The organism is Neobacillus sp. PS3-12, assembly GCF_030915385.1.
Taxonomy (GTDB): domain Bacteria; phylum Bacillota; class Bacilli; order Bacillales; family Cytobacillaceae; genus JAEVLT01.
Window position 1 is genome coordinate 2,312,040 of record NZ_CP133268.1, and the last position, 24,997, is coordinate 2,337,036.

General features: G+C 42.0%; 23 protein-coding genes and 1 riboswitch. Of the genes, 5 read left to right on the forward strand and 18 right to left on the reverse strand.

What is annotated here, in order from left to right:
- Positions 1-8: 8 nt before the first annotated feature.
- The 5 genes from RCG17_RS11720 to RCG17_RS11740 all read right to left on the reverse strand — a co-directional run bounded on the left by RCG17_RS11720 (position 9) and on the right by RCG17_RS11740 (position 5,869).
- Positions 9-1,226, reverse strand: a complete 1,218-nt coding sequence (locus RCG17_RS11720; protein WP_308175314.1) for a DegT/DnrJ/EryC1/StrS family aminotransferase — start codon at positions 1,224-1,226, stop codon at positions 9-11.
- Positions 1,227-1,424: 198 nt separating this feature from the next.
- On the reverse strand, positions 1,425-3,251 hold the full coding sequence (locus RCG17_RS11725) for a polysaccharide biosynthesis protein (protein ID WP_308175315.1): 1,827 nt from the start codon (positions 3,249-3,251) through the stop codon (positions 1,425-1,427).
- 313 nt (positions 3,252-3,564) lie between these two features.
- A complete protein-coding gene (locus tag RCG17_RS11730) occupies positions 3,565-4,329 on the reverse strand; it encodes a tyrosine-protein phosphatase (RefSeq protein WP_308175316.1) in 765 nt (254 codons plus the stop codon).
- Between the two features lie 99 nt (positions 4,330-4,428).
- Positions 4,429-5,133 (reverse strand): CpsD/CapB family tyrosine-protein kinase, encoded by a 705-nt coding sequence (locus tag RCG17_RS11735; RefSeq protein WP_308175317.1) that lies wholly within the window; start codon positions 5,131-5,133, stop codon positions 4,429-4,431.
- Positions 5,123-5,869, reverse strand: coding sequence for a YveK family protein (locus tag RCG17_RS11740; RefSeq protein ID WP_308175318.1), 747 nt, complete (start codon positions 5,867-5,869; stop codon positions 5,123-5,125). Before RCG17_RS11740 ends, RCG17_RS11735 begins: the two co-directional genes overlap by 11 nt.
- 224 nt (positions 5,870-6,093) lie before the next feature.
- Here RCG17_RS11740 and RCG17_RS11745 point away from each other — a divergent pair, with 224 nt between their 5' ends.
- On the forward strand, positions 6,094-6,882 hold the full coding sequence (locus tag RCG17_RS11745) for an SGNH/GDSL hydrolase family protein (RefSeq protein WP_308175319.1): 789 nt from the start codon (positions 6,094-6,096) through the stop codon (positions 6,880-6,882).
- A 61-nt stretch (positions 6,883-6,943) separates the two neighbouring features.
- On the opposite strand, the gene RCG17_RS11750 is transcribed toward RCG17_RS11745, so the two are convergent.
- Positions 6,944-7,105, reverse strand: a complete 162-nt coding sequence (locus tag RCG17_RS11750; RefSeq protein ID WP_308175320.1) for a hypothetical protein — start codon at positions 7,103-7,105, stop codon at positions 6,944-6,946.
- Between the two features lie 46 nt (positions 7,106-7,151).
- Positions 7,152-7,240: riboswitch (cyclic di-GMP riboswitch) on the reverse strand.
- A 141-nt stretch (positions 7,241-7,381) separates the two neighbouring features.
- Positions 7,382-7,537 (reverse strand): YwzD family small protein, encoded by a 156-nt coding sequence (locus RCG17_RS11755; protein WP_308175321.1) that lies wholly within the window; start codon positions 7,535-7,537, stop codon positions 7,382-7,384.
- Positions 7,538-7,763: 226 nt separating this feature from the next.
- Between RCG17_RS11755 and RCG17_RS11760 the strand changes: the two genes are divergently transcribed.
- Positions 7,764-8,963 (forward strand): C40 family peptidase, encoded by a 1,200-nt coding sequence (locus RCG17_RS11760; RefSeq protein WP_308175825.1) that lies wholly within the window; start codon positions 7,764-7,766, stop codon positions 8,961-8,963.
- A gap of 419 nt (positions 8,964-9,382) precedes the next feature.
- Here the strand turns inward: RCG17_RS11760 and RCG17_RS11765 are convergent, their stop codons facing one another.
- Complete coding sequence (locus RCG17_RS11765; RefSeq protein ID WP_308175322.1) at positions 9,383-9,733, reverse strand: DUF805 domain-containing protein; 351 nt, start codon at positions 9,731-9,733, stop codon at positions 9,383-9,385.
- Between the two features lie 257 nt (positions 9,734-9,990).
- On the opposite strand from RCG17_RS11765, the gene RCG17_RS11770 reads away from it, so the two are divergent.
- Positions 9,991-11,619, forward strand: a complete 1,629-nt coding sequence (locus RCG17_RS11770; protein ID WP_308175323.1) for an SWIM zinc finger family protein — start codon at positions 9,991-9,993, stop codon at positions 11,617-11,619.
- On the forward strand, positions 11,612-14,770 hold the full coding sequence (locus tag RCG17_RS11775) for a DEAD/DEAH box helicase (RefSeq protein WP_308175324.1): 3,159 nt from the start codon (positions 11,612-11,614) through the stop codon (positions 14,768-14,770). The genes RCG17_RS11770 and RCG17_RS11775 overlap by 8 nt, the downstream gene beginning before the upstream one ends.
- Positions 14,771-15,070: 300 nt before the next feature.
- Here the strand turns inward: RCG17_RS11775 and RCG17_RS11780 are convergent, their stop codons facing one another.
- From RCG17_RS11780 to RCG17_RS11810, 8 genes are all read right to left on the reverse strand, one after another.
- The gene (locus RCG17_RS11780) at positions 15,071-15,229 is read right to left on the reverse strand and encodes a hypothetical protein (protein WP_308175325.1); all 159 of its coding nucleotides are present in this window, start codon (positions 15,227-15,229) and stop codon (positions 15,071-15,073) included.
- Positions 15,230-15,298: 69 nt separating this feature from the next.
- Positions 15,299-16,492 carry a Ger(x)C family spore germination protein gene (locus RCG17_RS11785; protein WP_308175326.1) on the reverse strand — a complete coding sequence of 398 codons (1,194 nt, stop codon included), beginning with the start codon at positions 16,490-16,492 and terminating at the stop codon, positions 15,299-15,301.
- Between the two features lie 12 nt (positions 16,493-16,504).
- Entirely contained in the window at positions 16,505-16,840 is a 336-nt protein-coding gene (locus tag RCG17_RS28335; RefSeq protein ID WP_374120921.1) for a spore germination protein, read from the reverse strand.
- Positions 16,791-18,086: a spore germination protein gene (locus tag RCG17_RS11790; RefSeq protein ID WP_308175327.1), complete on the reverse strand. Its 1,296-nt coding sequence runs from the start codon at positions 18,084-18,086 to the stop codon at positions 16,791-16,793. Before RCG17_RS11790 ends, RCG17_RS28335 begins: the two co-directional genes overlap by 50 nt.
- Positions 18,073-19,188 carry a GerAB/ArcD/ProY family transporter gene (locus RCG17_RS11795; RefSeq protein WP_308175328.1) on the reverse strand — a complete coding sequence of 372 codons (1,116 nt, stop codon included), beginning with the start codon at positions 19,186-19,188 and terminating at the stop codon, positions 18,073-18,075. The genes RCG17_RS11790 and RCG17_RS11795 overlap by 14 nt, the downstream gene beginning before the upstream one ends.
- Positions 19,188-19,415: a hypothetical protein gene (locus RCG17_RS11800; protein WP_308175329.1), complete on the reverse strand. Its 228-nt coding sequence runs from the start codon at positions 19,413-19,415 to the stop codon at positions 19,188-19,190. Before RCG17_RS11800 ends, RCG17_RS11795 begins: the two co-directional genes overlap by 1 nt.
- A gap of 506 nt (positions 19,416-19,921) precedes the next feature.
- Positions 19,922-20,263: a hypothetical protein gene (locus RCG17_RS11805; protein ID WP_308175330.1), complete on the reverse strand. Its 342-nt coding sequence runs from the start codon at positions 20,261-20,263 to the stop codon at positions 19,922-19,924.
- 206 nt (positions 20,264-20,469) lie between these two features.
- Positions 20,470-20,913 (reverse strand): Rrf2 family transcriptional regulator, encoded by a 444-nt coding sequence (locus tag RCG17_RS11810; RefSeq protein ID WP_308175331.1) that lies wholly within the window; start codon positions 20,911-20,913, stop codon positions 20,470-20,472.
- Between the two features lie 134 nt (positions 20,914-21,047).
- On the opposite strand from RCG17_RS11810, the gene RCG17_RS11815 reads away from it, so the two are divergent.
- Positions 21,048-21,908 carry an SDR family oxidoreductase gene (locus tag RCG17_RS11815; RefSeq protein ID WP_308175332.1) on the forward strand — a complete coding sequence of 287 codons (861 nt, stop codon included), beginning with the start codon at positions 21,048-21,050 and terminating at the stop codon, positions 21,906-21,908.
- Between the two features lie 588 nt (positions 21,909-22,496).
- Here RCG17_RS11815 and RCG17_RS11820 read toward each other — a convergent pair.
- Together RCG17_RS11820 and RCG17_RS11825 are read right to left on the reverse strand one after the other, a co-directional pair.
- Positions 22,497-22,964, reverse strand: a complete 468-nt coding sequence (locus RCG17_RS11820; RefSeq protein WP_308175333.1) for a UPF0158 family protein — start codon at positions 22,962-22,964, stop codon at positions 22,497-22,499.
- A 523-nt stretch (positions 22,965-23,487) separates the two neighbouring features.
- Complete coding sequence (locus RCG17_RS11825; RefSeq protein ID WP_308175334.1) at positions 23,488-24,510, reverse strand: sugar kinase; 1,023 nt, start codon at positions 24,508-24,510, stop codon at positions 23,488-23,490.
- Positions 24,511-24,997 lie beyond the last annotated feature (487 nt).

Genomic DNA, 24,997 nt, shown 5'->3' on the forward strand with positions numbered 1-24,997 from the left:
GCCCCACCTTAAACTTCACTCAATATCACTTTTAAATTTTTAATAACATACTCCACATCATCATCACTCAACAATGTATGAAGTGGAAGTGTAATCTCATTTTTATATACATCAAATGCATTTGGATAGTCTTTAATATCAAATTCCAAGTTCTTATAAGCCGTAAACATCGGTAATGGCATGTAATGTACGTTACATGCAATTCCAACCTTAGCCATATTAATAATTAATTCATTTCTTTCTTTTTCACTAACCCCTGGAATTCTAGCTAAATAAAGATGACCAGTCGAAGCAAAATCCCCGCCATAATGCTGCAAGCTCTGAATTCCTAACGGAAGTAATGCATTATCATACATTTCAATAATTTCTCTACGTCTTCGTAATAAAGATTCATATCTTTCTATCTGAATTAAACCAATGCTAGCCATAATATCCGTCATATTACACTTGTAAGCGGGGTAAACAATATCATACTCCCATGCACCTTTTTGTGTTTTGGCTAGCGCATCTTTCGATTGGCCATGAAGGCTATATAACATAAATTGCTTATAAACCCACTCATCATCTAAATCAAGGTCACTCCTCCAAACAACTGCCCCACCTTCTGCCGTCGTTAGATTCTTTACTGCGTGAAAAGAAAAGGAGGTAAAATCAGCAACTTGACCACATTTTTCCCCTTTTCTATCTGCTCCGAAGGCATGAGCAGCATCAGCCAATACGATTACTCTATTAAATAAACTTTGAATTTCATTATTTGCCTTAAATAAGTCTTTTTTATTTTCAACTATTTCATATATAACATCGTAATTGCACATCTTTCCTGCTATATCAACAGGAATAATAACCTTGGTCCTCTCCGTAATAGCATCAGCTAATTGTGAATAATCCATTTCAAAGGAATCTGGTGCTGTATCAACTAGAACTATCTTAGCCCCGACATGATCAATTACTGAGGCTGATGCTGTATAGGTATAGGCTGAAGTAATGACTTCGTCACCAGGTCCAACACCTAAGATCCGTAAAGTAAGTTCCATAGCTGCAGTAGCTGAATTTAAACAAACCGCTTTTTTAGTACCAACATATTCGGCTATTCTCTTTTCAAATTCCTTTGTTCTTGGTCCAGTTGTGATCCAACCAGACTTCATAGCTTTTATAACTTCTTCAATCTCACTATCTGTTATATCTGGAGGGGAAAATGATACATTTCTTAATTCGGTAGCAATCATATTTTTTTCCTCACTTTTTATTCAATTTGAAAAATTTAACTTCTCAAAATTTTTCAAGTAGCTTGCTGTTTAATTGGATTTTATGTTTTTTATTAGCTACTTTAATTCTAATTCTCTATAGTACTTTCATTAACATATAACTTCTCCTGATCGCTAAGTATACATACAGTGAGTAGGTGTCACTTAATTTCTTAGTTTTTATCCATTACTGACTAAAGAATAAATTTTATTCTCTCTCCGATTCGCCAAATTTACAACAAATTCTTTTATTTCCTCAGGAGAAAAGTTCTCAAATCGATCTAATAAAAACTCAATCTCATCTTCCTGATCTAAAACAGCCTTCCCAATAAAAATCTTAGGATAAACAGGTTCAGGATATATCTCCTTCTCATTCAAAAGCTCTTCATACATCTTCTCCCCAGGACGCAACCCAGAATACCTAATCCCGATTTCTTCTATTGTATATCCAGATAACTTAATCAAGTTCTTAGCAAGGTCCACAATCTTAACAGGCTCACCCATATCAAGCACAAAGATCTCTCCACCCTTTGCCAATGAACCAGCCTGTATAACTAACCGAGAAGCCTCAGGTATCGTCATAAAATAACGAGTAATATCAGGATGTGTAACCGTAATTGGCCCTCCAGCTTGAATCTGTTTCTTAAACAACGGAATAACACTACCACGGCTTCCGAGCACATTCCCAAACCGTACAGCAACAAACTTTGTTTTACTTTGCTGTGCCAACCGCTGAATAATCATCTCAGCAATCCGTTTTGTTGATCCCATCACATTCGTAGGGTTCACAGCCTTATCAGTAGAAATCATCACAAACGTATGAACACGGAAGGTGTCTGCTGCCTCCGCAACATTTTTCGTCCCGAAAACATTATTCTTAACAGCCTCTTGCGGATTATATTCCATCAACGGAACATGCTTATGTGCCGCAGCATGATAAATCACATGGGGACGGTGACTGTCCATCACTTCAAAAACTCGTTCTCGGTCCTGAACATCTGCAATGACTGGCACAATCTCTATTTCACTTCGATAAAGATTCTTAAGCTCCATATCTATTTGATAGATACTATTCTCACCATGACCCACCAACAAAATTTTACTAGGGGAAAATTTACAAATTTGCCGGCAGATTTCAGAACCAATGGAACCACCAGCCCCTGTAACTAGGACTGTTTTCCCTGCAACATACTCTGAAATGCTAGTAATATCTAACTCTACTGGTTCTCTTCCTAATAAATCTTCAACCTCAACATCACGGAATGTATTAACGGAAACTTTACCTGTCATTATGTCTTCTAACTTTGGAATAATTTGTGTTTTAACTTTTGTCTTCGCACACTCATCAAATATTCGATTCAATTCCTTTTGGCTTAAAGACGGAATCGCAATGACGATATGTTCAATCTTATAATCTGCAACTGTTTGTGGGATGAAGCTTGAGTCGCCAACTACTGGGATTCCTAGTATATTTAATTTAAACTTTTTGGAATCATCATCAATAAACGCTACAGGTTTTAAATCCGTGTCATTATTATGAAGCAACTGTCTCGCTACCATTGTCCCACCAGAACCAGCACCAATGATTAATGTCCTTTTGACATCTTCCTGCTTGTTCATGTAGTTATCACGAAACATTCTCCATGAAAAACGCGAACCACCAATGAGAAGAAAGTGAATCATCCACGTGATCATTAACGCTCTCACGTATGTATTACCAAAAACTGATTTTTGCATGAGCATCGTAATGATGGTTGAAATGGTTACCACCTTCGCAATTGCAACCAACTCTCCTACACTCGCATATTGCCATGCTCGGTGATAGAGTTTATAAATCGAAGCAAAAATATGATAGCATATTAAAAGCGTTACAGAGGTGATCAAAAGCATGGGGATTTTCCAAATATACCAAGTTGGATTTAGCGTCCAATAACTTATGTAGATCCCTAACAATACAATAACCGAATCAAGCAAAGCAAGTGCCGTAAGCCTTTTTCCGTATGTCAATGCGCATTCCCCCTTTTATTTATTATTGCGCTGCCTTAATAAAGTAATTTTCCCAAAAATAAATATCTAACGAAAATGCAAGTGTTTTCACACTCATCCTTTCATTAGATATTTATTGTTTTATTTTTAAATTGGGCATCTAACCCATCCTCACATCATGCTTTTGACGACAGGCGTCTAAGGAGTCAGTTCTCCTCTCCCACAGCATAACCGAGTGCCCCCATGGATAACGGACAGGAAGGCATCGCCGATAAAATCTTGTTGACTAGTTGTTCAATACATCTATCGTTGTAATCTCTATCGGTTTAGTCGGTTAGAATAGTTTAAATAGTTTTTTCTTTTTTATTCTTTCCGGCATTTCTTTATATACATTTTTTCCTTCTATTAATAACTCAGCATTTTCTTGAAACATATATTCATAGTCAGTACCAAACTTCATTGAAACCTGTTTGAATGCTTCTTGCATTCTAAAGCGTCGTTTTGTTGTATTATGGGCATCACAGGCTATGAAATGGGTCAGATTATATTCTACTAATTGCAATGAAAAACTTTTAATCTTTTTGCCAAAATCACCACAAAGACTTGCTGCAGTCACCTGTGTGAGTGCACCATTGTTCACAAAGTGATACAAAATCTCAGGGTGTTCAATGACTTCCTGGTTTCGCTCGGGATGGACAATAATTGGCGTGTATCCAAATTGTTGCAGATCATATAATAGCTTCTCAGTATACCGTGGCACATGTGCTGACGGGAATTCAATAAACAAATAGGTGGATCCTGCAAGGGTGATGGCTTTACTTTCTTCTAAATCTACTAGTAAATCGCCATCGATCCTTGGTTCTTGTCCAGGTAAAATTCGGAGGTTAATCCCTTCCGTTTTCAATGCCTCATTTAGTTCATTTGTTTTAGACAAGATTGTAGGTTTTGTATTTTCATAGACCGTTTTATGGTAATGGGGGGTTGCTACAATGGTTGTAATTCCTTCTTCAACAGCCTGTTTGGCCATTGCTAAACTATCAGACATATTTTGTGCTCCATCATCAATTCCAGGCAATATATGACAATGTAAATCCACCATTGTGCCTACCCCATTTCCAAAATCTATAAATTTTCAGGTCCTTTCTACTGTACCACCGTGAATAGAATCGGTAAATAGCAGAAAATGTCGAATCTTGTCTTATTTATTTCCATAATAATAGTAATAATTGGAACCCTGAATTTCCTTATAATTCAAGACGACTCCAAGCAGTTTCGCTTTTGCCGCAACAAGTAATTCCTTTGCCTTTACGATCAGCTCTTTCTCCGTCTTGTGGCTGTATACTACAAGAACAGTTCCATCACACTTATTGGCAAGAATTTGCGCATCTGTTACTGCAATTACTGGCGGTGTATCAAAAAGAACTATATCATACGCATTCGTTACGTCACGAAAAAACTGGTCCATTGCCTTTGATGCCAATAACTCAGCAGGATTTGGCGGAATCGGACCGCTTGTTAACACCATTAAGTTTTCCACTTCAGTTTCCCTTACAGCTTTTTCAAGACTCATTTGTCTTGTTAAGACGCTGGTAAAACCATAAGTATTTGTTGTATTAAACGTATAATGAGCTGTCGGTTTCCTCAAGTCAGCATCCACCAATAGAACTTGCTTTCCTTGTTGCGCAAAGGCTACTGCCAAGTTCGATACTGTCGTTGATTTTCCTTCTGAAGGTCCAGACGAAGTAACCATTATGGAGCGAATTTCTCGGTCCACGGATGAGAATTGAATATTGGTACGGATGGTCCGGTATTGTTCTGAAATAGAAGATTTCGGATCAATTGCTGTAATTAACTTTCTTCTATGGTCTGATGCAGTTGCTTTAAGTGTTCTCTTAAGAGCCAAGTGATTCACTCCTTACATGCTTTTTGCTATGTGTATTTCTTGATTTTGCTTCCATCTTTGAATCGGAAATCGCAGCGATTACCCCTAATACAGGAAGTTCAAGCAAGCGCTCAATATCTTGTTCATTTTTCACAGTATTATCAAAGTACTCAAGCAAGAATGCTAGACCAACACCCACCATTAAACCAACAACTAGTCCAATTGCGATGTTTAACATTGGTCTTGGTTTAATTGGTGATTGGTGGTCTGCAACAGTTGCTTTTGCAAGTATGCTAACGTTATCTACCTTCATGATGTTAACAATTTCAGTTTGGAAAACTTCCGCAGTTTTATTAGCAATTTTCGCTGCACGATCTGGATTAGGATCCTGAACAGACAAGTTAATAACCTGTGAATTAGTTTGACTGGCCACAGTTATTTCACCGTTTATTTGTTGTGCAGTTAATCCAAGCTTAAGATCTTCTGCTACTTTATCAAGAATAGCTGGACTCTTAATGATAACATTGTATGTGTTGATCAACTGCAGGTTGGTTTGCACATCACTATTGTTATATATATTTTGATCATTCTTCTTTTGGTTTACTAGAATCTGTGTTGACGCCTGATAAATTGGGGTTATCAAAAAATAACTAACCACTCCGCTGACTAGTACAGCTGTTATGGTTATGAGAACGATCAACATTAGTCGTTTTCGTATGGTTTCTAGTAGTTCTTTTAAACTAATTGTTTCTTCCATGAGATCCTCCTGATATGCATATGTAAAAACATAGGTTATTATAGCATGAAATTCTGTAAAAAATTGTAGAATTTCAAAAAAAATTGTACAATCAGTGCAGTTCTATTACATTTTAACAGGAATATTGTAGGTACATGTAGAACTTTTTTATTAATGGAATATATTACACTTTTGGGAATGAAGCACTAATTCTAAAAGTCTATTTTTGGAGGTTTACTAAAGTCATGAAGGTATTTTTTACAGCCGTTTGGGCCATCATTTGCCTAGTTATCCTTTTCTACGGGCATTCCTATTGGAGTGATCGCACTGCTGTTAAAGCAGAGATCGAAAAGAAAGCTGCGAGTCCAGCTAATAAGGCCTCGAAGCAGACAAATGAACCAAACTATGATGAGTTCCTGGCAAAAGCACAAAATTGGCCGGAAGCTGCCCGACAACAGTTTCAGCAAAAACTAAAGCAAAAAAAATCATTTAAAATCCTTTTTGTCGGCTCTACTGCATTAGGCAATAAAGATCAGGGCATGCTAAAAGATGTTATCCAGCAGCTAAACGATTCCTATGGCAGCGATCATCTTTCCATTGCCGTACATACCTATGATGTCACCTCAAGTGACTTCATAGCGAAAAACGACCAACTCGAAGTCGCAGCCGAAAAAGCACAGTTGATTGTGTTCGAACCATTTCTGCTGAATGATAATAATAAAGGAAACGTTCGTGATTCATTGAACAATCTCATCAAGGTAATCGGAGATGTGACAAGAACCAACCCTGATACTACCTTTATTTTGCAGCCATCGTATCCGTTATTTGCTGCAAAATACTATCCGATACAGGTAGCTAAATTAAAGCAATACGCTGCACAGAATCAAATTACTTATTTGGATCACTGGACATCATGGCCTGCTTCTACAGATAAAACTCTCAATGATTATCTTTTACCTGGTGGATCCGGACCAAATGATAAAGGAAACCAAGTTTGGAGCCAATATTTGATCAACTTTCTTATTCATAAGTAAAGCAAGCCAGCTGGCTTGCTTTTTATTGCAAAAAAGCAAAAGCATCCGTCGGATGCTTTTGCTAAATCAAGTCTCTTAATTTCATTGTATGATAAGTAACTTTTTGCTGTAATTTTGTTTTCATAATTGAATCCAGACAGCACTCTAGTAGTTGTTCATAATAGACGCGCATGCCCGCATGCCATCTGACCATTGCTTTTGCAAAGACCTGGTTATTGCCCATAAATATCACTCCTTCAAGATTTAGCATAAATCGTAAGAAGGTTGTATTCGGAAACTGGCGAGCATAGTTAACTAGTTAACCTTAGCCCCTATAGTTTTGCGTCACCACTTTTCAATGGCTTTGCCTTTATCGTACGATTTATGGAATATACCTCTATTATAGGTTAATTTATCCTATTTGTATATATTTTCGCATGCCAAAAGATTCAAACCTATAGATATAAAGATGTGAAAAGGGGGAAGACAACAGGCCCTCCCCTTTTATGTATTATTCTATCTAATTTGCTTTCAGTTTCAGTAAATCTAATTTAAGCTCTTCAATCATTTTTTCGACAGTAATCGTTCCATCACTAATTCCTTTTTCATACGCTCTTCGGATGATTTCGGAAAAATCAGACTGCAACTTGTATGCTTCGGCAAGTTTCCCTCCCATTTGTGATAGATCCCCTCTCATATTCTCTGATTTTCTCATTCTATTAAACATTCGAAAATTTGTAAATAGATTCCCATATGAAAATTTTGTTAATTTTTCACTGTTGGGCTTATCGAATTATATAATTCTACGGATAATTATGGTAAAATAAGAGAAACGTGCGCTTTTTCACATTAAATTCTATCAACAGAGGTGATAAAAATTGAAGAAAAAAGTCGTAACCACCATGGCTTTGGCCGCGGTTGCATCGGGAGCGTATGCGGCAAGTGCTTCCGCTAGTACATATACCGTCCAAAAGGGCGATACTCTTTCCGCTATTGCTTCCAAATATCAAACTAGTGTCGTAGATTTGAAGACGCTTAATAACCTGGCATCTGATTTAATCCGCATCAGTCAAACCTTGCAGATTCCTGATGGCGCCGCCGCACCGTCCGTTCAAGCTTCGGCACCCGCACAAGTATCCACGTACACTGTTGTCAAGGGCGACACTTTAAGTGCCATTGCCCGCCGCAATAATATCTCGCTCACTGAACTAAGGCAATGGAACAACCTGAGCGGTGATTTGATCATCCCTGGCCAGCAATTGAAGGTCGCAGGCGGAACAAGCACACAGCCTGCTGCCCAGCCGCAAGCCGCTGCTGCACCTAGTTCAACATCTGATTACGTGATCCAAAGCGGTGATACGCTTAGTAAGATTGCCATACAATTCGGCACATCTGTCACTACGTTACAGCAATTAAACGGATTAAGTTCAGATCGGATCTATGCAGGACAAACCTTAAAGGTTTCTGGGTCTGCACCGGCACCTACAGTGGCGGCCGCTCCTGCTCCAACACCGATCGTTCAAGCAAAAAGCAGTACATACACTGTTCAAAGCGGTGATACGTTAAGCGGAATCGCCAGACAGTTTAGTACAACAGTAGATACGATTTCGCAGCTTAACGGTTTATCTTCGACCCGTATTTATGTCGGACAAACATTGAAAGTTACAGGACAACCAGCAGCAGCGGCAGCACCCATACAGAAAGTCTCTACCAGCGCCGACACATCTAACTCGGCAGACGCCGCACAGGTAACATTGATTGCTAAGAGTCTTGTCGGTTCTTCATATGTATGGGGCGGCAATACAACTGCAGGGTTTGACTGCAGCGGATTGATTTATTATGTCTATAACAAAGCTGGCCTTTCGCTCGCCCGCTATTCAGCTGACGGCTATGCTAATCGCTCCTATGAAGTCGACAAGCCTGTCCCAGGCGATCTTGTATTCTTTAGCAATACATACACAACCGGTATCTCTCACGTAGGCATTTATCTTGGCGGCGACAGTTTCGTGCAGGCCGCTGATGAAAAACATGGAGTTATTATCTCAAGTTTATCCAATACTTACTATAAACAGCATTTCGATCATTTTGCGAGATTCTATTAATAGTTATTCCACCAGTCCTCTTTGGGACTGGTTTTTTATCTATATGAAACTAGCAAACGGTTTCTTTTTGATGAGTTTCTTCTATTAATAAAGTAAAAATGCTCAAAACAAGAAATATTATATTCATAAACCGCAAGGTTTCCCAGACAGCCAGAGTGTCGAGAAACAGACTTCGGACTCAGCTACGGTAATTTTGCTACTCTTTGTCCGAAGTTGTCTTGACTTCGGACAAACCTTTGAAAATTTTGCTGTCTCTGTCCGAAGTTGTCTTTACTTCGGACAGAGGCAGCGTTCATTTTGTCTTCTTTGTCCGAAGATCAGCTCAAAAACTAAATACAGTCAACTATGTAAACACGTTTATTACAGACATTTTTCAAATTAACAACAATAGACCGCCTGGTTTCCCAGACGGCCCGCTTCTACTCTATTAGTTTTGGATTTGGTCCATATTGGTTGTCGCCTTCTTGACTGTCGAGGAACATATACACGAGGAGGATAATGGTTCCAATAATCGGAATGAGCCCGATGAGGATCCACCAGCCAGTTCTTCCTGTGTCGTGCAGTCTGCGCATGCTGACGGCTAATGATGGCAGGAGGACTGCGAGTGAATAGAGGCTTGTTAAGATCTGCCCCAAATGAAGAACTCTCTGGATAACCTCAAGGATCACCGACACTACGAAACTGATGACAACAAACGTCCAGTATTCTTTTCTTCTTGCTCTCCCCTGAAAACCTACATAATTTTGGATAACTTTAATATACCATTCCATAAACGGATCCCCCTTTTCTTTTAAAAAAGGCTTTGGACTTCTTCTGTCATGTATATGAGCCAAGTGTCTTTTGTATTCATGAAACCTTATTGATTGCGGTGGGGATTGGTTTGGGGGCTGTGGCAGAGGTTGGAAACGGAGAATTTGTGGGAGGTTGGAGCCTGGGTTGATTTTTCAAAAAGGTATGTGATTCTCGAAGTTGACTTAATTGGGTATAATAAAGGAATATGGATTTTTTTGATGGGCGGGTGAGTTTGGTGGCTGTTGAGGATTTGCTTGTGAGTGTGGCGGATGGTTTGAAGGAGCAGCTGGAGCCGAATGAGACGGAGGATGTTCGGTTGTTGCAGAAGGCGATGATGTTGTATCGGCAGGGTGCGGTGCAGCAGCTGCGGATTGATGAGGAGTCACGGATGCTGCGGGCGGTGGTGCAGGATGTGATGCCGGTGAAGGTAGAGTTTGATTTGGATTTTCCGCAGATGAGTAAGTGCGGCTGTCCAGGTGATTGGCCGTGCCGTCATGTGCTGGCGGTGTTTTTGGCGGGTTATGCACAATATTATAGTGTGGCGAATTGGATGGAGGAGTGGCGCGAGCCTGCACGGGAGATGAAGCAGGTGACGCGCTTGGGGATGCAGACGGCGAAGGATTTGGTGAAGGCCAATGCGATTTTGAAGCCGGATTATGAGCGCTGGGTAGAATCGATGGCGACGAGTTTTGATGCTATTTTGCGTTCGAAGCAGTATTCGAGCCCGTATGTGGTGGCGGAGCTGTTTCCGATCTATGAGCGGCGGGTGCAGGCCGGGCGCCTGGTTGATCTGGAGTGGCGGCCCTTGTATACGTTGATCGCTAATGTCGTGGCGTTTCGGTTACTGGCTGCCCTTAGTGCAGATTTGGGGCATACCGAGGAGATGATCAAGCGGGCGTATCTTCATTTGCTGAATGGGCTGGTGGATGATGCGGAGGAGTTGACGGAGAAGATTTCGCAGCGGACGGTCCCGTTTGATTTTGATGAGTTTGTCGAGAAGTTTTCGCACGATACGACGGAGTTGCTCGTGTGTGCTCAGGGGCTTGAATATGAACGGATATATTTGTATCGGATGCTGTGGACGAATTTGTTTAAAAAGAAGGCTTGGCGTGAGGAAGAAAATGAACGGGTTGGCGGCCGGCTGAAGGGGCTGGAGGATTGGCAGAACCCACTGCCATTGTTGATTGGCGGCATTCATCAAAACTTGATGCTCGAAGAGGAAGAACGGGCCTTGGGGAAGATGAATTCGATTGAGGAACGATATTTGCTCCCCTATTTGCTTTATTGGATTGATCTGTTTACGGGGATGAAGGCGTGGAAGCGTGCAGAGCCGCTGGTTGAGGTGCTGGTAGTGCGGATGCGGCGGTATTTGGAGTTTTTGGGATCTTATCATGCTTGTACGAGTTTTACTCGGCTGGCGGTGCGGGCGATTTCACCGTATTGTGTGGAGTCGGGTCGGTTTGAACTTTATGAGAAGATGCTGTTGCAGACGCTGCCGTACAGTTTTTATGAATATGAGCAGATTTTGTTTCAGCGCGGCCAGTATGACCGCTGGGGTGAACTCTATTCGTTTGTCGGGATTCCGTTTGGCGATTTGCCGAAGGACCGTGTGAAGGTGGTCGAGAAGGAGCAGCCTGAGGCCTTGTTTGGATTGCTCCATCAGACGGTGCAGCATGAGATTGATGTGAAGAATCGTTCGAGCTATAAGGCGGCAGTGAGGCATTTGAAAAAGCTGCGGACGTTGTATAAGAAGACGAAGCGTGTAGATGAGTGGCAGTTCTTTTTGGATACGCTGTTGGAAAAAACAAAGCGGTTGCGCGCATTTCATGAGGAATGCAAAAGGAGCAAGTTGATCGATGCTTAAAACGAGGTTTATTAAATTATTTGTGTTTGGCTGGTCGGAAGGACGCTACCGGGTGGCGGTTCAGGATGAGCGTGGGCGGTTTTTGAGTGTGGCCGAGTGGAAGGATATTGTCTTTAGCCGCCATGAGGAGAGTTTTTTTGGGACGATGCTCGAGGAAGTGACCGTTGACGGGGTCGAGAGCGTTGTCTTGAGCGGCTGGGGTTTGGTGTCGTTGTTTGGCCGTGAGGCGTTTAACCGCTTCATTGAGTGGGATTGGAGCGAGGACACCGAGATTGTGCTGGCTGCTTCAGGGGCCTTGTATGAAGGGATTGTCGAGAAGGACTGGCATCCTGATTTTTCGGCCTGGGAGCATGAAGGCTTTCGCTGGAGGCTGCCAGAGCGGGTTGTGAGTGAGTTTGATCCGTCGTTTTGGGAGCAAGAGGTTGAAGGTTTGGTGCGTGTGGATGACGTTGGTGGTGCTTCGGCGGATTTGGGGCTCCGGGAAGATGGGGATGGCGATGGGGATGGCGTCGGCAAGGCCTCGTCGGCTATCTCCCAATTGTATAATGATGCACTTGATACATATTTAACACGGAATCCGTCGATGAAGGAACTGTTCGGTCCAAAGCTTGATTTTTTGAAAAAGCAGAACTTGTCGGGCCGCGAATTGGCTCGTTATTTTGATGAGGATCGCTGGCTGGAGTGGGTTGGCATTCGGGAAAGCGATGCGCCTTTCACGATTGGGTTGCGGCTGGATGAACCCGAAGACGGTGAAGGCGATTGGACGCTTGAAGTGTTTTTGCGGGATAAGAAGAACGTCGATAACATGTACGTTCTGGCGGAGGCACCTGGGCGTTGGAGGCCGCATTTGGGGCTGGTTGCTGACGAAGAGAAGCGTTGGGTAAGGTTGATCCCGTGGTTGGGTGATGAGGATGAGGCTGGTTTGGCGGCGGCTGGCGGTGGTTCGAGTTTGGGCGCGGCTGAGGAGTTGTCGGCGGCGGGACCTGGTGAGTCTGGCGCAGTTGCGGGTTTGATGGCGGAACCTGTTGAGTCGGGCGCTGCAGCAAGTTTAGCGGCGGGGCCTGGTGAACCCGACACTGCACCATTGAAGTCGGGACTTTCTGAAGAAGAGGCGTGGATGTTTTTAACAGAAGCCAGTGAAACGTTGGTGGCCTTGAATGTAGAGATCCTCCTCCCTTCTTGGTGGCAGGCGATGAAAAATGCCAACCTGAAAGTGAAGGCGGCGTTGAAAGGTACTGGGAGCCATCGGCCGTCATTTGTTGGCTTGCAGGCGATGCTTGACTTTAACTGGCGCTTTTCAATGAATGGCGTGGATTTTTCGGAAGATGAATTTAATCAGTTGGTGGAGGAAAAGCGGCGCCTCGTTTATATTCGCGGCCGCTGGGTAAAGCTCGATCCGCAGTTTATCCGCCAAATTCAGGATTTGATGAAGCGGGCTGAAAAAGAAGGCCTCCATGTCAGGGATTTACTCGAGCAGGAATTGGTTGCTGAGCCGGCGTCCGAAGAAGAGCTGGAAAATCCAGGAGCCTTTGCGCGAATCCAGATTGAGTTGAACCGCCAGTGGAAGCAAATGATTAAACAGTTGTCTGAAGTGAAGGAAATTCCTTCAGAGTCGGTGCCTGGCGGGCTGAACGGCGAGCTGCGGCCATACCAGCAGCTGGGGATGAGCTGGCTGTGGTTTTTGCGGCAGTATGGCTTTGGCGCTTGTTTGGCTGATGATATGGGTCTTGGGAAGACCGTGCAGTTGATTTCTTATTTGTTGATGGTCAAGGACCGTGAAGATGTTGAAGCTGCCGAGGTGGAGATGGCCTCGGGTGCTGAAGAAGGCTCGAGTAAGAAGCGCCGCAGCCAAAAGGTTTCGGAGGACACTCCTAAAAAGGTCCCTGTTAAAGCTTCGCTGATCATCTGCCCTACTTCGGTTCTTGGCAACTGGCAAAAAGAGTTGGAGCGCTTCGCCCCTGAGATGAACGTGTATCTGCATTATGGCTCTAGCCGCTTAAAGGGTGACGATTTTGGCGAAAAGGTTCGTAATGCGGATGTTGTGTTGACTTCCTACGGGTTGAGTCATATGGATACGGAAGAATTTGATCGCTTTTTCTGGAGCACGATTGCGATTGATGAAGCGCAGAATATTAAGAATCCCGGCACGAAGCAGAGTCGGGCCGTTCGACGGCTGCGTGGCCGCCATCACATTGCCTTGACGGGGACGCCGATGGAAAACCGCTTATCCGAGCTATGGTCGATCTTTGATTTTACCAATCACGGCTATTTGGGCAGCATCGGCCAGTTTCAGAAGAAGTTTGTGATTCCGATTGAGAAGGATGAAAGCAAGGATAAAGTGCGTGACCTGCAGGCCTTGATTCGACCCTTCCTCTTGAGGCGGACGAAAAAGGATGAAGAGGTCGCCTTGAATCTTCCTGATAAGCAGGAGCAAAAAGAGTACTGCCCGCTGACCGCTGAGCAGGCTTCGTTATACGAGCAGCTCGTGAAGGATACGTTTGCCCAGATCGAAACGCTTAGTGGGTTTGAGCGCAAGGGCTTGATTTTGCAGTTGTTAAGCCGACTGAAGCAGCTGTGCAACCACCCTGCCTTGTATTTGAAGGAAAAAGCGATGACGCATTTATTAGAGCGCTCGAATAAGATGGAGAAGCTTGTGGAGTTAATCGGTGCGGTCTTGGATCAGGAGGAAAGTGCGCTGATTTTTACCCAGTATATTGGGATGGGTGAAATGATTCGAGCTCTTGTGAAGCGGAAGTTTGGTGTTGATGTGCCATTCTTGAATGGTTCGGTGCCAAAAGCGCAGCGCGATACGATGATTGACCGCTTCCAGAATCGGGAGTTTCCCGTGTTCCTGCTGTCATTGAAAGCGGGCGGAACGGGTCTGAATTTGACCGCTGCGAACCATGTCATTCACTACGATCGCTGGTGGAATCCCGCTGTTGAGAACCAAGCAACGGACCGCGCCTACCGAATCGGACAGCAGCGCTTTGTCCACGTGCATAAGCTCATATGCACCGGCACACTTGAGGAAAAAATTGATGCGATGCTCGAAAAGAAGCAATTTTTAAATGACCAAATCATCCAGAGCGAAAACTGGATTACCGAGCTATCTACGGATGAGCTGCGGGATTTGGTGTTTTTGGGAAGGTAACCTTGCGGGGTGCCTTCCTTTTTTTGTTGGGTGATGGGTTGGCAGCGGTTGTCGGCTGGCGGGTTCGGGGTTTGCACGATTTTTGGGGTGGGTTGCTCGAATTCGGAGGTGAGTTGCACCTTTTTAGGGGTGCTTTGCAGGTTTTTGGGCAGGGTTTGCACGTTTTGCCATTTTATGGAACAAATTCACCGACCCTCTGGTTTTGGGGTGGTAACGTTATGGGCCACTTTTGCAGGATTATGAACCATTCGTGAGGGTTTTTGAACCATTTTGAGATGGTTATGAACCATTTTCAAGAAGTTATGTTCCTTTTGCCATCTTATGGAAACTATGTTCCAGTCCCCCACTGCTTTGAGCCTTTGCACGTCTTTTGAAGGGGTTTGCAGCTTTTTCGGGGTAGCTTGCACGTTTCTGGAGTGGGCTTGCACCTTTTTCAAAGCAGTTTGCACGTTTTGCCATTTAAAGGAAACCCTCACCCGCAGTCTCAGGCATCAAAAAAGACGCTTCCACAAAAAGAAACGTCTCTTGTTATTTAATCTCCGATAAGAAGCTTTTGGTGCGAATTCCTGATCGACGGAGTGTGACCGATGCCTTCACATCAATGGTTGCTCTTGAAAATTCCTGGTCCCAATGGCCTCTTACCTTTTTGTAGTACTGGTAATCGCCATGTTTCATTTCGTCACCGAAGCCAAATATATCTGACTTATAGGTTGTTTGGACTTTTTTGATGGTCGAGGCCACTATGTTTTCGATGTATTTTTGCGTTACTTTCTCTAATTCATCATACGTCTTTGTTTTGTCCATATCCTCTGCACACTGTGATCCGGTCAGCTGCGCTTCCGTATCAATGTGGATCGAAAAATGGGGTATTTGACGTTGGACTCTTGCTTTCACTTTTGTATTGGATCGAAAAACACGAACACTGACCGATTTGTTTTTTTCACAAGGAATCGAAAGCTCTGTCACTTTTATTTTGTTTTGCGTCCATAGATAATTTCTTGTATCATAGACCGAAAGATTACCAATTAATTTTTCATTCTTAAATACACCCATACCGACCAGTTCTACGATTGCAGCAGGTGCCAATAGTTTCATATTATCTACACTGTTTCCCTTTTTAGGGTTTCCCCTAATGGTGACAAGTGCCACCACCGGCTGGCGACCTTCGGATGTCCATGAAGCGATGATATCCTTTTTTCGTACATCTGGATCGGAGCCCCATTCATCGTAGGCATTTCCTAATTGCATGTGCAATTTAAGTGTAGAAGCTTTTTGAATCGGATAGGATACTTTTAGTATGTCAGAAGCCGGAACATCTTTCGCAATGACCACATTGAAATCTTCCCTTATTTCTCGATATCGCTCCAGATAATCAAAAAATTGCATGATCCCTTTTTTGGCGACTTTGTCACTGATCACCGCAGTTCTCATATGGGAGAAGATCATTTTTTTGGACAAACCCACATTCATTCGTTGCGCAATCTCTGGAATGGAATCACCTTCCAAACTATGGACCACAGTCGGTGTATTTCCTGATGACTGCTGTGGACTTAATTCCATGGAATCCAATTTTTCAACTGTCAATCGGTACCTTCTTTTTTCTCCTTTATCGATGGCCATTCCTGTAATAATGGCAACCTGGTTCAATTCTTTATAGTCCCAGCATCCGCACAATGAAAAAAGAAAAACAAAACAACATAGAAGTAAAAGACTCTTTCTCATGTCTTTCCCCCTTTATTTGAAGGGGATGGATTGACGATATCGGGTTGGGCAACCGGTGATTTCCGGATTCAAAAATTTAGGCCGCCTCTTCATATCAAATAGTGGAAGGCGAATGAGCACATCTTTCTGATCTTCAAGAATAAAGGGAGCCATTGGCGCTAGATAAGGCACACCAAAAGATCGTAAACTAACAAGATGTGTAAAAATGGCACATAACCCCAGGAATACGCCGTATAGTCCAAATACTCCTCCTAATAAAGTAAGGAAAAAGCGTAATAATCTTGTTGAATTACCAAAGCTATAAATCGGAGAAACGAAGCTCGCAATCGCGGTGATCGTCGACCACAATCACCATCATATTCGAAATAATTCCCGCTTCAACTGCTGCCTGCCCAATGACAAGCGCACCGACAATGGATACTGTTTGCCCAACCGCCCTTGGCATTCTTGTCCCCGCTTCCCGCAAAATTTCAAAGGTTAAATCCATCATCAGCAGTTCCACAATGGCGGGAAAGGGAACGAGTTCCCTTTGTGAGGCAATGCTGACAATCAAAGGGGTCGGAATTAATTCAAAATGATAGGTAATAAGCGACACAAATATGGCTGGTAACAGAAGAGCCATTAAAAACGATATATATCGGATCCAGCGGATAAAGGTACTCATAAAAAAGGGTTCGTAATAGTCTTCTGATACGGCAAAAAAGTTGGTTAAAACAACTGGCACAGAAAGAACAAATGGACTTCCATCGACAAAAATAGCAATTTTTCCAGATGTCACATGTGCAGCAATCGTGTCTGGCCGTTCCGTATTGTAAATGAGAGGAAAAGGAGTATATGTCTTGTCCGCAATCAATTCTTCGATATTGCCGGAATCTAAAATCACACTGATTTCGATACGAGCAATTCTTTTTCGTACCTCATCCAGTATTTTTTTATTTGTCACCCCTTCCATGTAGGCTATGGCTATGGATGTTTGCGAATCCTTTCCAATCGTATACCCTTCAAACCGTAAGGAAGGACTTTTAATCCTTCTACGGACCAAACTGATATTGGTACTTAAGGATTCATTAAACGAATCCTTCGGTCCTCTGATAATGGTTTGAGTCGTTGACTCGCTGATTGACCTATTTTCCAGCCCTTCAATTTGAATCGCCAGTGCTCCAGCAATTCCTTCCACAATCAAAACAGCATACCCTGTTAATAGATCGTAGGCAACTTGATGGAAGGTGTCGGAAAATGAATAGACAAGTCCCCGAAAAACATCCTTTCCAAAATCCTCCAATGCCTGCTTATTTATAATTTGGTGATCATGAATCGACGAATTTCCTAACGGATTCATGATTTTTTCTGTAATGTTTTTTGCATCTGACATGCTATTTAAGTAACAAATGAGGCCTTCCTGACGGCCAATATGAATGGAGATCAATTTTAGGTCCACCGTATTACCGAAAATACACTCCAACTCTGTTCGGTTCTGTTCTAAGATTCTCGAAATATTTTTACTCTCCCCATCTGGAACAATTTCTGGATTCGTTGTTTGATCAGGATGAGTGAATTTCTTTTTCGGTGAAAATAATTTTTTAGAAATGCGCATTAGTACCCCCCTTTCTTTGTTTCCATAAAAGAAGAATGAGAGTGAGGGCAGGAAATCCAATTTGAAACGGTAAATGCAAATACAATGGAACAAACTTTACTCCTTCTTCGATGTGTTCCGCGAAATTTTCAGAAATGGCAATCGAAAAAACCGCAACAAGCATACCCATCGGAAAAACGAGGGGACGATAGGGAATACGAAATACATGTTCTATCCCTTTAAGACCCGTAAAGAAAAAGAGACCTACTTTCACAATAATGCCCAGCATCAATAGAAAAACCACAATCGCTTCTAACCTTTCAATAAACGTGGCAATGGAGACATTCCTGATCGCACTTAAAAGCGGAAAATTAGACCTTACTCTCTGGTCAACCCCAAGCGATCCAATTTGCAAAAGGGTCGCAATGGTTAAAATAAACCCGGATATGCCAACGGCGATCATCCCTACTTTCCCGGCATATTTCTGTTTGCTTGTGTAAGCGATCACCACTGTAAACACAACCATTTCTCCAAACGGAAAACCCATTAAAGTGGGGAATATGGCTTTTACGATCGGTGCCGCTCCATCTTGGAAAGGAATTTGCAAGTTTTTGAATGTAAATTCTCCTCCCACAATAAGAAGAAAGCAAGTGATTCCAATAAATAATAGGATATAAGGTGTAAAAAGTTCGGTTAATCGGCCCAAATTCTCCAATCCCAAATAAATCATATAAGTAATCAGAAGCATAAAGGTCAGAGAAATCACTTCTAATGGTGTTTTCGGTAATATGGCTGACGTCATCAATTCTCCAAAATCCCGAAGCACACGGGATGTGATATAAAAAAAATAAATCACATAGCATATCGTAATGACGGATGAAAAGATTTTTCCAATGGCCATTTCCATGATTTCAAAAAGGTTCTTCCCAGATCCTTTTTCAAGAAGAAAAGTATATCCCCATACAAGCAAGATTCCATAAATGGTTGCAATCAAGATGGCTACCCATGCATCCTGTTTCGCTTCGTTTCCCAATCCGACAATAATGGCACTGCCCAACTCAAAATTAAGGATCAACACGAATAATTGCCATAAAGATAGATTTTCTTTTGGCTGACTCGTCATTAGGAACCACTCACAGACCTATTCTTTTTCAGACGAATATCCGCCACTATACTCATCACTAGACCACTCAGCCACATGAGCATAATCATCCATTTTCCCGACGCCACAGAGGTTTTATATAAATGAAAAAATTCACCCATTATAGTTGAATGAAGGATGATCAGATCAATGACAAAGATCAACCCAAAAATCAGCATCATAATAAAGAAGTAAAGAAAAGTAACCATATTAACCCCCCATGTTATTTCTAACATATAGGTAGTTTCCCAAATATTCCCGAACATAATCATAAGTTAAAAAAATTATCCCAGGCGCTAAGGCGGCACATCGGAACGGCCGCCTTTTTTGGGGATGGGTTGCACTGTTCTGCCATCTTATGGAAAGCAAACACTTTGGCCTCGGCCCAGCCTTCTGGGGTCTTTGCAGGTTTTTGAGGATGGTTGCATGTTTTTTGGATTGGGTTGCACGGTTTTGGTGGAGTTTTGCACGTTTTTGGGCGGGGTTTGCATGTTTTGCCATTTAGTGGAATTAATTAGCCACTCGGGCGAACAGAATCCTGAAAGGAGTTTTAGGCCTGGCTGAGGGTTATGAACCATTTTTGCAAGGTTATGAGCCATTCTAGAGGGTTTATGAACCATTTTGATATCGTTATGAACCATTTTTGAGGAGTTACGTTCCCTTTACCATTTAATGGAAACTAACGGTTATGGTGTTATCTCCTTTCCTCCGATCGTCATTTATTTAAAAAGACAGTCCCTATTGCAATAAGAAGTAGACCAATAACGGAATACATCGAAATCTTCTGCTGTAAAACTAAAATCGATAAAATGGTAACAAGTACTGCATAGACCCCGATTTGAATGCCGCCAAGCATGACCGTATTGCCAAAAATTTTACTGCCTTGAATGAAACCCCACGATAGTATAATGTTTCCCACAAAAGAAAGAGGAAGAAAATATACGTTAAATTTAACGCTGTCTTTTAATGTTGGCTGGAAATAGGATGCTGATAAAATGGGTAATAATGAAAACACAATAGAACCCACTATAATGGCACCAATGACAAGAAACTTCATACATACACCTCTTTTTGTATACTTTCTCCTAAGATGAAATGGCTAATTCTAGAGGTCTAAATTTACATCCTTTTGCTTTGTATTTTGAAAAAAGGCGATGATGACAAGTATGATCGGGATAATGACACAATTCGCACCAATATATGCCAGTCATTAATCCCATATCTGGAATGGCAGCGAAATTAAATTTTACAACCAACTCCGGATCAAACAGGCCCCTTACATTTTTCCTTTTCTTGTATACCCTTCACAATATCTTCAATCGTTACATTTCCGAGCACTTTTTCTAATGCTATTTGGGCAGTGGACAAGATTGGAATGATTGTCTCTTGAATGTTCCTGCCTACTGGGCATTGTGGATTTGGATTTTCGTGGACACTAAACAATTCATTGTCCTGGACGACATCCACCGCTTTATAGACGTCCAGCAAGGTAATGTCCGATAGTTCCCTGGCGAGCTTCGTTCCAGCAATACCTGGATGTACTTCCACTAAACCGGCTTTTTTCAGCATTCCGATGATTTTTCTGATTAAGGCAGGATTGGTATTGACACTTCCCGCTAAGAACTCCGAAGAGCTCACCCCGTCTTTATTCATTTCAATAAGAGATAAAATATGAACGCCTACAGCAAATCGACTGCTGATGGACATAATGAATCACCTTTCTTGTCATAATAATGGTCTAATTATACATCAAAAAATGATTGACAACAGCACTAATTGTAACTAATATAATTACATGTAATCAAATTAATTACAACTCATCCTAATGGAGGGATTTTTCAATGAAAATATTAGTAACGGGAGCAACAGGTAAATTAGGAAGTAAAGTGGTTGAAACATTATTAAAAACTGTACCAGCAAGCGAGCTTGCTGTCAGTGTTCGTAATCCAGAGAAGGCAGAAGCTTTACGTGCACGTGGTGTAGAAGTTCGCCATGGTGATTTTGACCTGCCGGAAACATTGGATTCAGCTTTTTCAGGAATTGATCGTTTGTTGATTATCTCTGCAGATGGGGACAATGAGACAAGAATTCGCCAGCATGCCAACGCAGTTGCAGCCGCACAGCGGGCTAGTGTGAAATTCATTGCGTATACCAGCCTCGTGAATGCAACCGAGAGCCAAAACCTATTCGCCCCTACTCATAAGGCAACGGAAGCAGCGATTGTGAATACAGGTATTCCATATTCCTTCTTGCGCAATAACTGGTACTTGGAAAATGAAATTCCAAGCATTCAAGGTGTCCAGGCTGGAGCTCCTTGGGTGACATCCGCAGAAGACGGCAAAGTTGGCTGGGCGCCTCAGCAAGATTATGCAGAAGCTGCCGCAGCGGTCCTAACTGGTGACGGTCACGAAAATTCCGTTTACGAGCTTTCCGGTCGGCTATTGAAACAGGAAGAAATTGCTGCCGCCCTTGGCGAAGTGATTGGTAAAGAGGTAGCTGTCCAGCAGGTTGATGATGCAACATATGCGGACATTATGAAAGGCGTCGGCGTACCAGATTTCCTTATTCCGTTGGTGGTCGACATCCAAAAGAGCATTCGTGAAAACACACTAGCAGTTGAGAGCAATGATTTTGAAAAACTTCTTGGCCGTCCGGCTACACCGATTAAGGAAGCTTTGAAACAAATTGTTACCCAAAACTGAGCTCCCGATCGCTAAAAAAGCTGCCAGCAATGTGCAGCTTTTTTTTGCTGGTTGTTGGGAAATGAGCTTCGGCCACAAGAAGGTAAAATTACCCTGTTAGTGTCCGAAGTCAGGTTATCTTCGGACAAAGAATGGCAAAATGACCACATGCATGTCCGAAGCCTGAGCAAATTCGGACAAAGGAAAGCAAAATGATCGCAGGTATGTCCGAAGCGTGGGCATACTCGTGCAAAGGAAAGCAAATCACCGTATTCATGAAGGACATTTCCCTTATTTCCTAACCTGATTTTATCCTTCATCGTACTCATGATGATTGTATTTTAAAATAAATCTCATTGGTCTGTGTCCACTTTTAGACTAACTTAAAAAATGATCGTGGGTATGTCCGAAGCGTGGGCATACTCGTACAAAGGAGTCTTCCGACACTCTTGAAAAAATAGCAGATGTATTAGTTCAAATTAAAAGAGTTAACGACTAAAAACATTGCATTTGTGGTGTGGTTTAGTAGAAATTCCCTGCGTAGAAGTCAAGCTCTGTACCGAAAATAAGAAAAGGTAGTTGCCATTTGTTTAAGCAATCACCTTAGTTCTATTCAACATAGTCTATTTTATTTTCCAGGCACCACTCTATCGCAATTTCCTTAAACCACTCATTTCGGTATGAATACCATTGCTTTTCGATTCCAAAATCGATAACTTTGTCCTTAAATCTTCTAAAGGCCCCTTTTCCCTTTATTGCCTTAAATAAAGATTCCTGTTTTCGTTGATCACTTACCGTCAGGCAAAAACTTTCCATGATCTCATATTCATTCAAATCAAATTTAGTAGGTAATTCTATATAATCTTCTTCGTTTTCGACCACAGCCAAAGCTGCCATCCTATTTTCTTGTTGCCATTCAGGCAAATCATCAATTGGTTCTTCATCTTCAGCCGCATCCAAGTCCTCAGATGTCAAAAAAACGAATTCACCCGTTTTCCTATTTAGAAATGAAAATGACCCTTCAAACGGTATATCCATTTCCTCGATAATATTATTCAATTTGACTGGTATACTCATTTAAAAGACTCCTTTCATATCGAACTAATAGTGGGTAAAAAAATTATTGCTTAATTTAATTCGAGACTATTTTACAATTCCCTTTTATAACTCCGAAGACCAGATTTGTAAAACAACGAGTGCCTCTTCCAATTGATGTGCCTGATCCTATCGTCTTTGACCGATTTTGAGGATGGGTTACACGAATTTAGTGGATGTTTGCACGTTTTTGTTAGCAGTATGCACGTTTTTCATGGAAAGATATACTTTTTCCAATTTGTGGAATATAAGAGCCGATCAAGTCGGCGAATCATTGGTTCTTTTAATAGAGTTTTGGGTCCGATCGGAGACGATGAGCTATTTTTCCGAGACTATGAACCATTCTAGCGTGTTTATAAACCATTTTGGACCTGGTATGAACCATTTTCGAGGAGTTATGTTCCTTTTACCTACTAATGGAAATTGGTAATTCTGTAAACAACAAAAGGGAAGCTGGCTCCAAACCACGCTTCCCGAAATCTGTTAAGAGTTAATCATAAAGCATTTATCTAGCCACTCGCGCACCGTTACTGCTTTTCATCAAATTTCTGATCTCCGCTTCTGACACTAAGTTTAGATCTCCGGAGATTGTCAGTTTTAGGACACTGGCTGCCAAACCAAACTGTACGAGTTCAGTAGGTGTGTAGTTATGTAATAATCCGTGCATCAACCCTGCACCAAAAGCATCCCCAGCGGCTACACCTTCCATCACATGCATCTTGTAAGTGGAGGTTTCGTAAAAAGTACCGTCCGTTAATAATAAGGCGGTCCATTCACTGTTTTCTACTGAATAGATGTTGCGTAGAATGCTGGCAACCATCTTACAGTTTGGATAACGCTCTTGGACTTTTTTCATCGCCACTTTGAAAGATTCCTTTTGTTCAATTCCATTGGAATCATCCCCATCAAAGGCTTTGATCCCCAACGCCGCTTCAAAATCTTCATCATGAGCGATACAAACGGTGACATACTCCATGATCTTACTCATAGCGGTTTGGGCTTGTTCTGGTGTCCACATTTTGCCCCGATAGTTCAAATCACAAACGACTGGAATCTCATGTGCCTCACAATATTGACAAGCTGTTAAAATGGCCTGTTGCAATTCATCAGAAATAGCGGGAGTGATCCCTGAAAAATAGAAATAATCCACATCTTTAAAGATCTCTTCCCAGTTAAATTCAGTAGCCTTCGCTTGTGAAAAAGCGCTGTATGCCCGATCATAGACAACATTGGTAGAACGAACACTGGCCCCTTTTTCGAAAAAATAGATACCCAGACGCCCAGGTCCAGTCAAAATCTTACTCGTATCAACACCGTATTTTCGCAATGTGCCTACCGCACTTTGACCCAAGAGGTTATCAGGAAATTTCGATAAATAAGCCACTTCATTTCCTAGCAGTGCTAAGGATACGGCTACATTGGCTTCGGCTCCTCCATAAGCTGCCTCAAATGTTTGTGTTTGTAAGATTCGTTCATTCGCTAATGGTTTCAACCGCAACATCATTTCACCAAAAGTTAGTACTTTCATGATTGTCTCCGCTTCTTTCATGACTAATTTTTATATATTGTTTGGCAATTTCAGTGACTTATTCAAAGTCTCCGGTTGCTGCTGGTGCAAGTAGATTGCCGCCAACGCCGATTTTGAACCAATCCTCCATTGCCTAAACTTACCCCACCGGTTGGCATAAATAATAAAATGAGAAATCGACGTTATGAAAAATTTGTCGATATTTGCTGTAAAGCACTACCTAAAAACATTTTGATAATGTTCCCCCCATAAGTCAAGGCCGTTTACGGATGTTAGCGGTTTCTTTAATAAAATAAGTAAGTACTGGTGCCAGGCACGGCCCGATTGCCTAATTAGCAAAGAAACAGATCGTTTAGCGCTTCTACAATTTTCGACAAAAGGTTTAAAAACAGTGTCGGATTTTATCAAAAATTCACATTTTGTACAACTTATTGTCTTGAAAACTCCTTTAAGTGCTTTTATTATAAAAGTGTAGAAAGCATTTCAA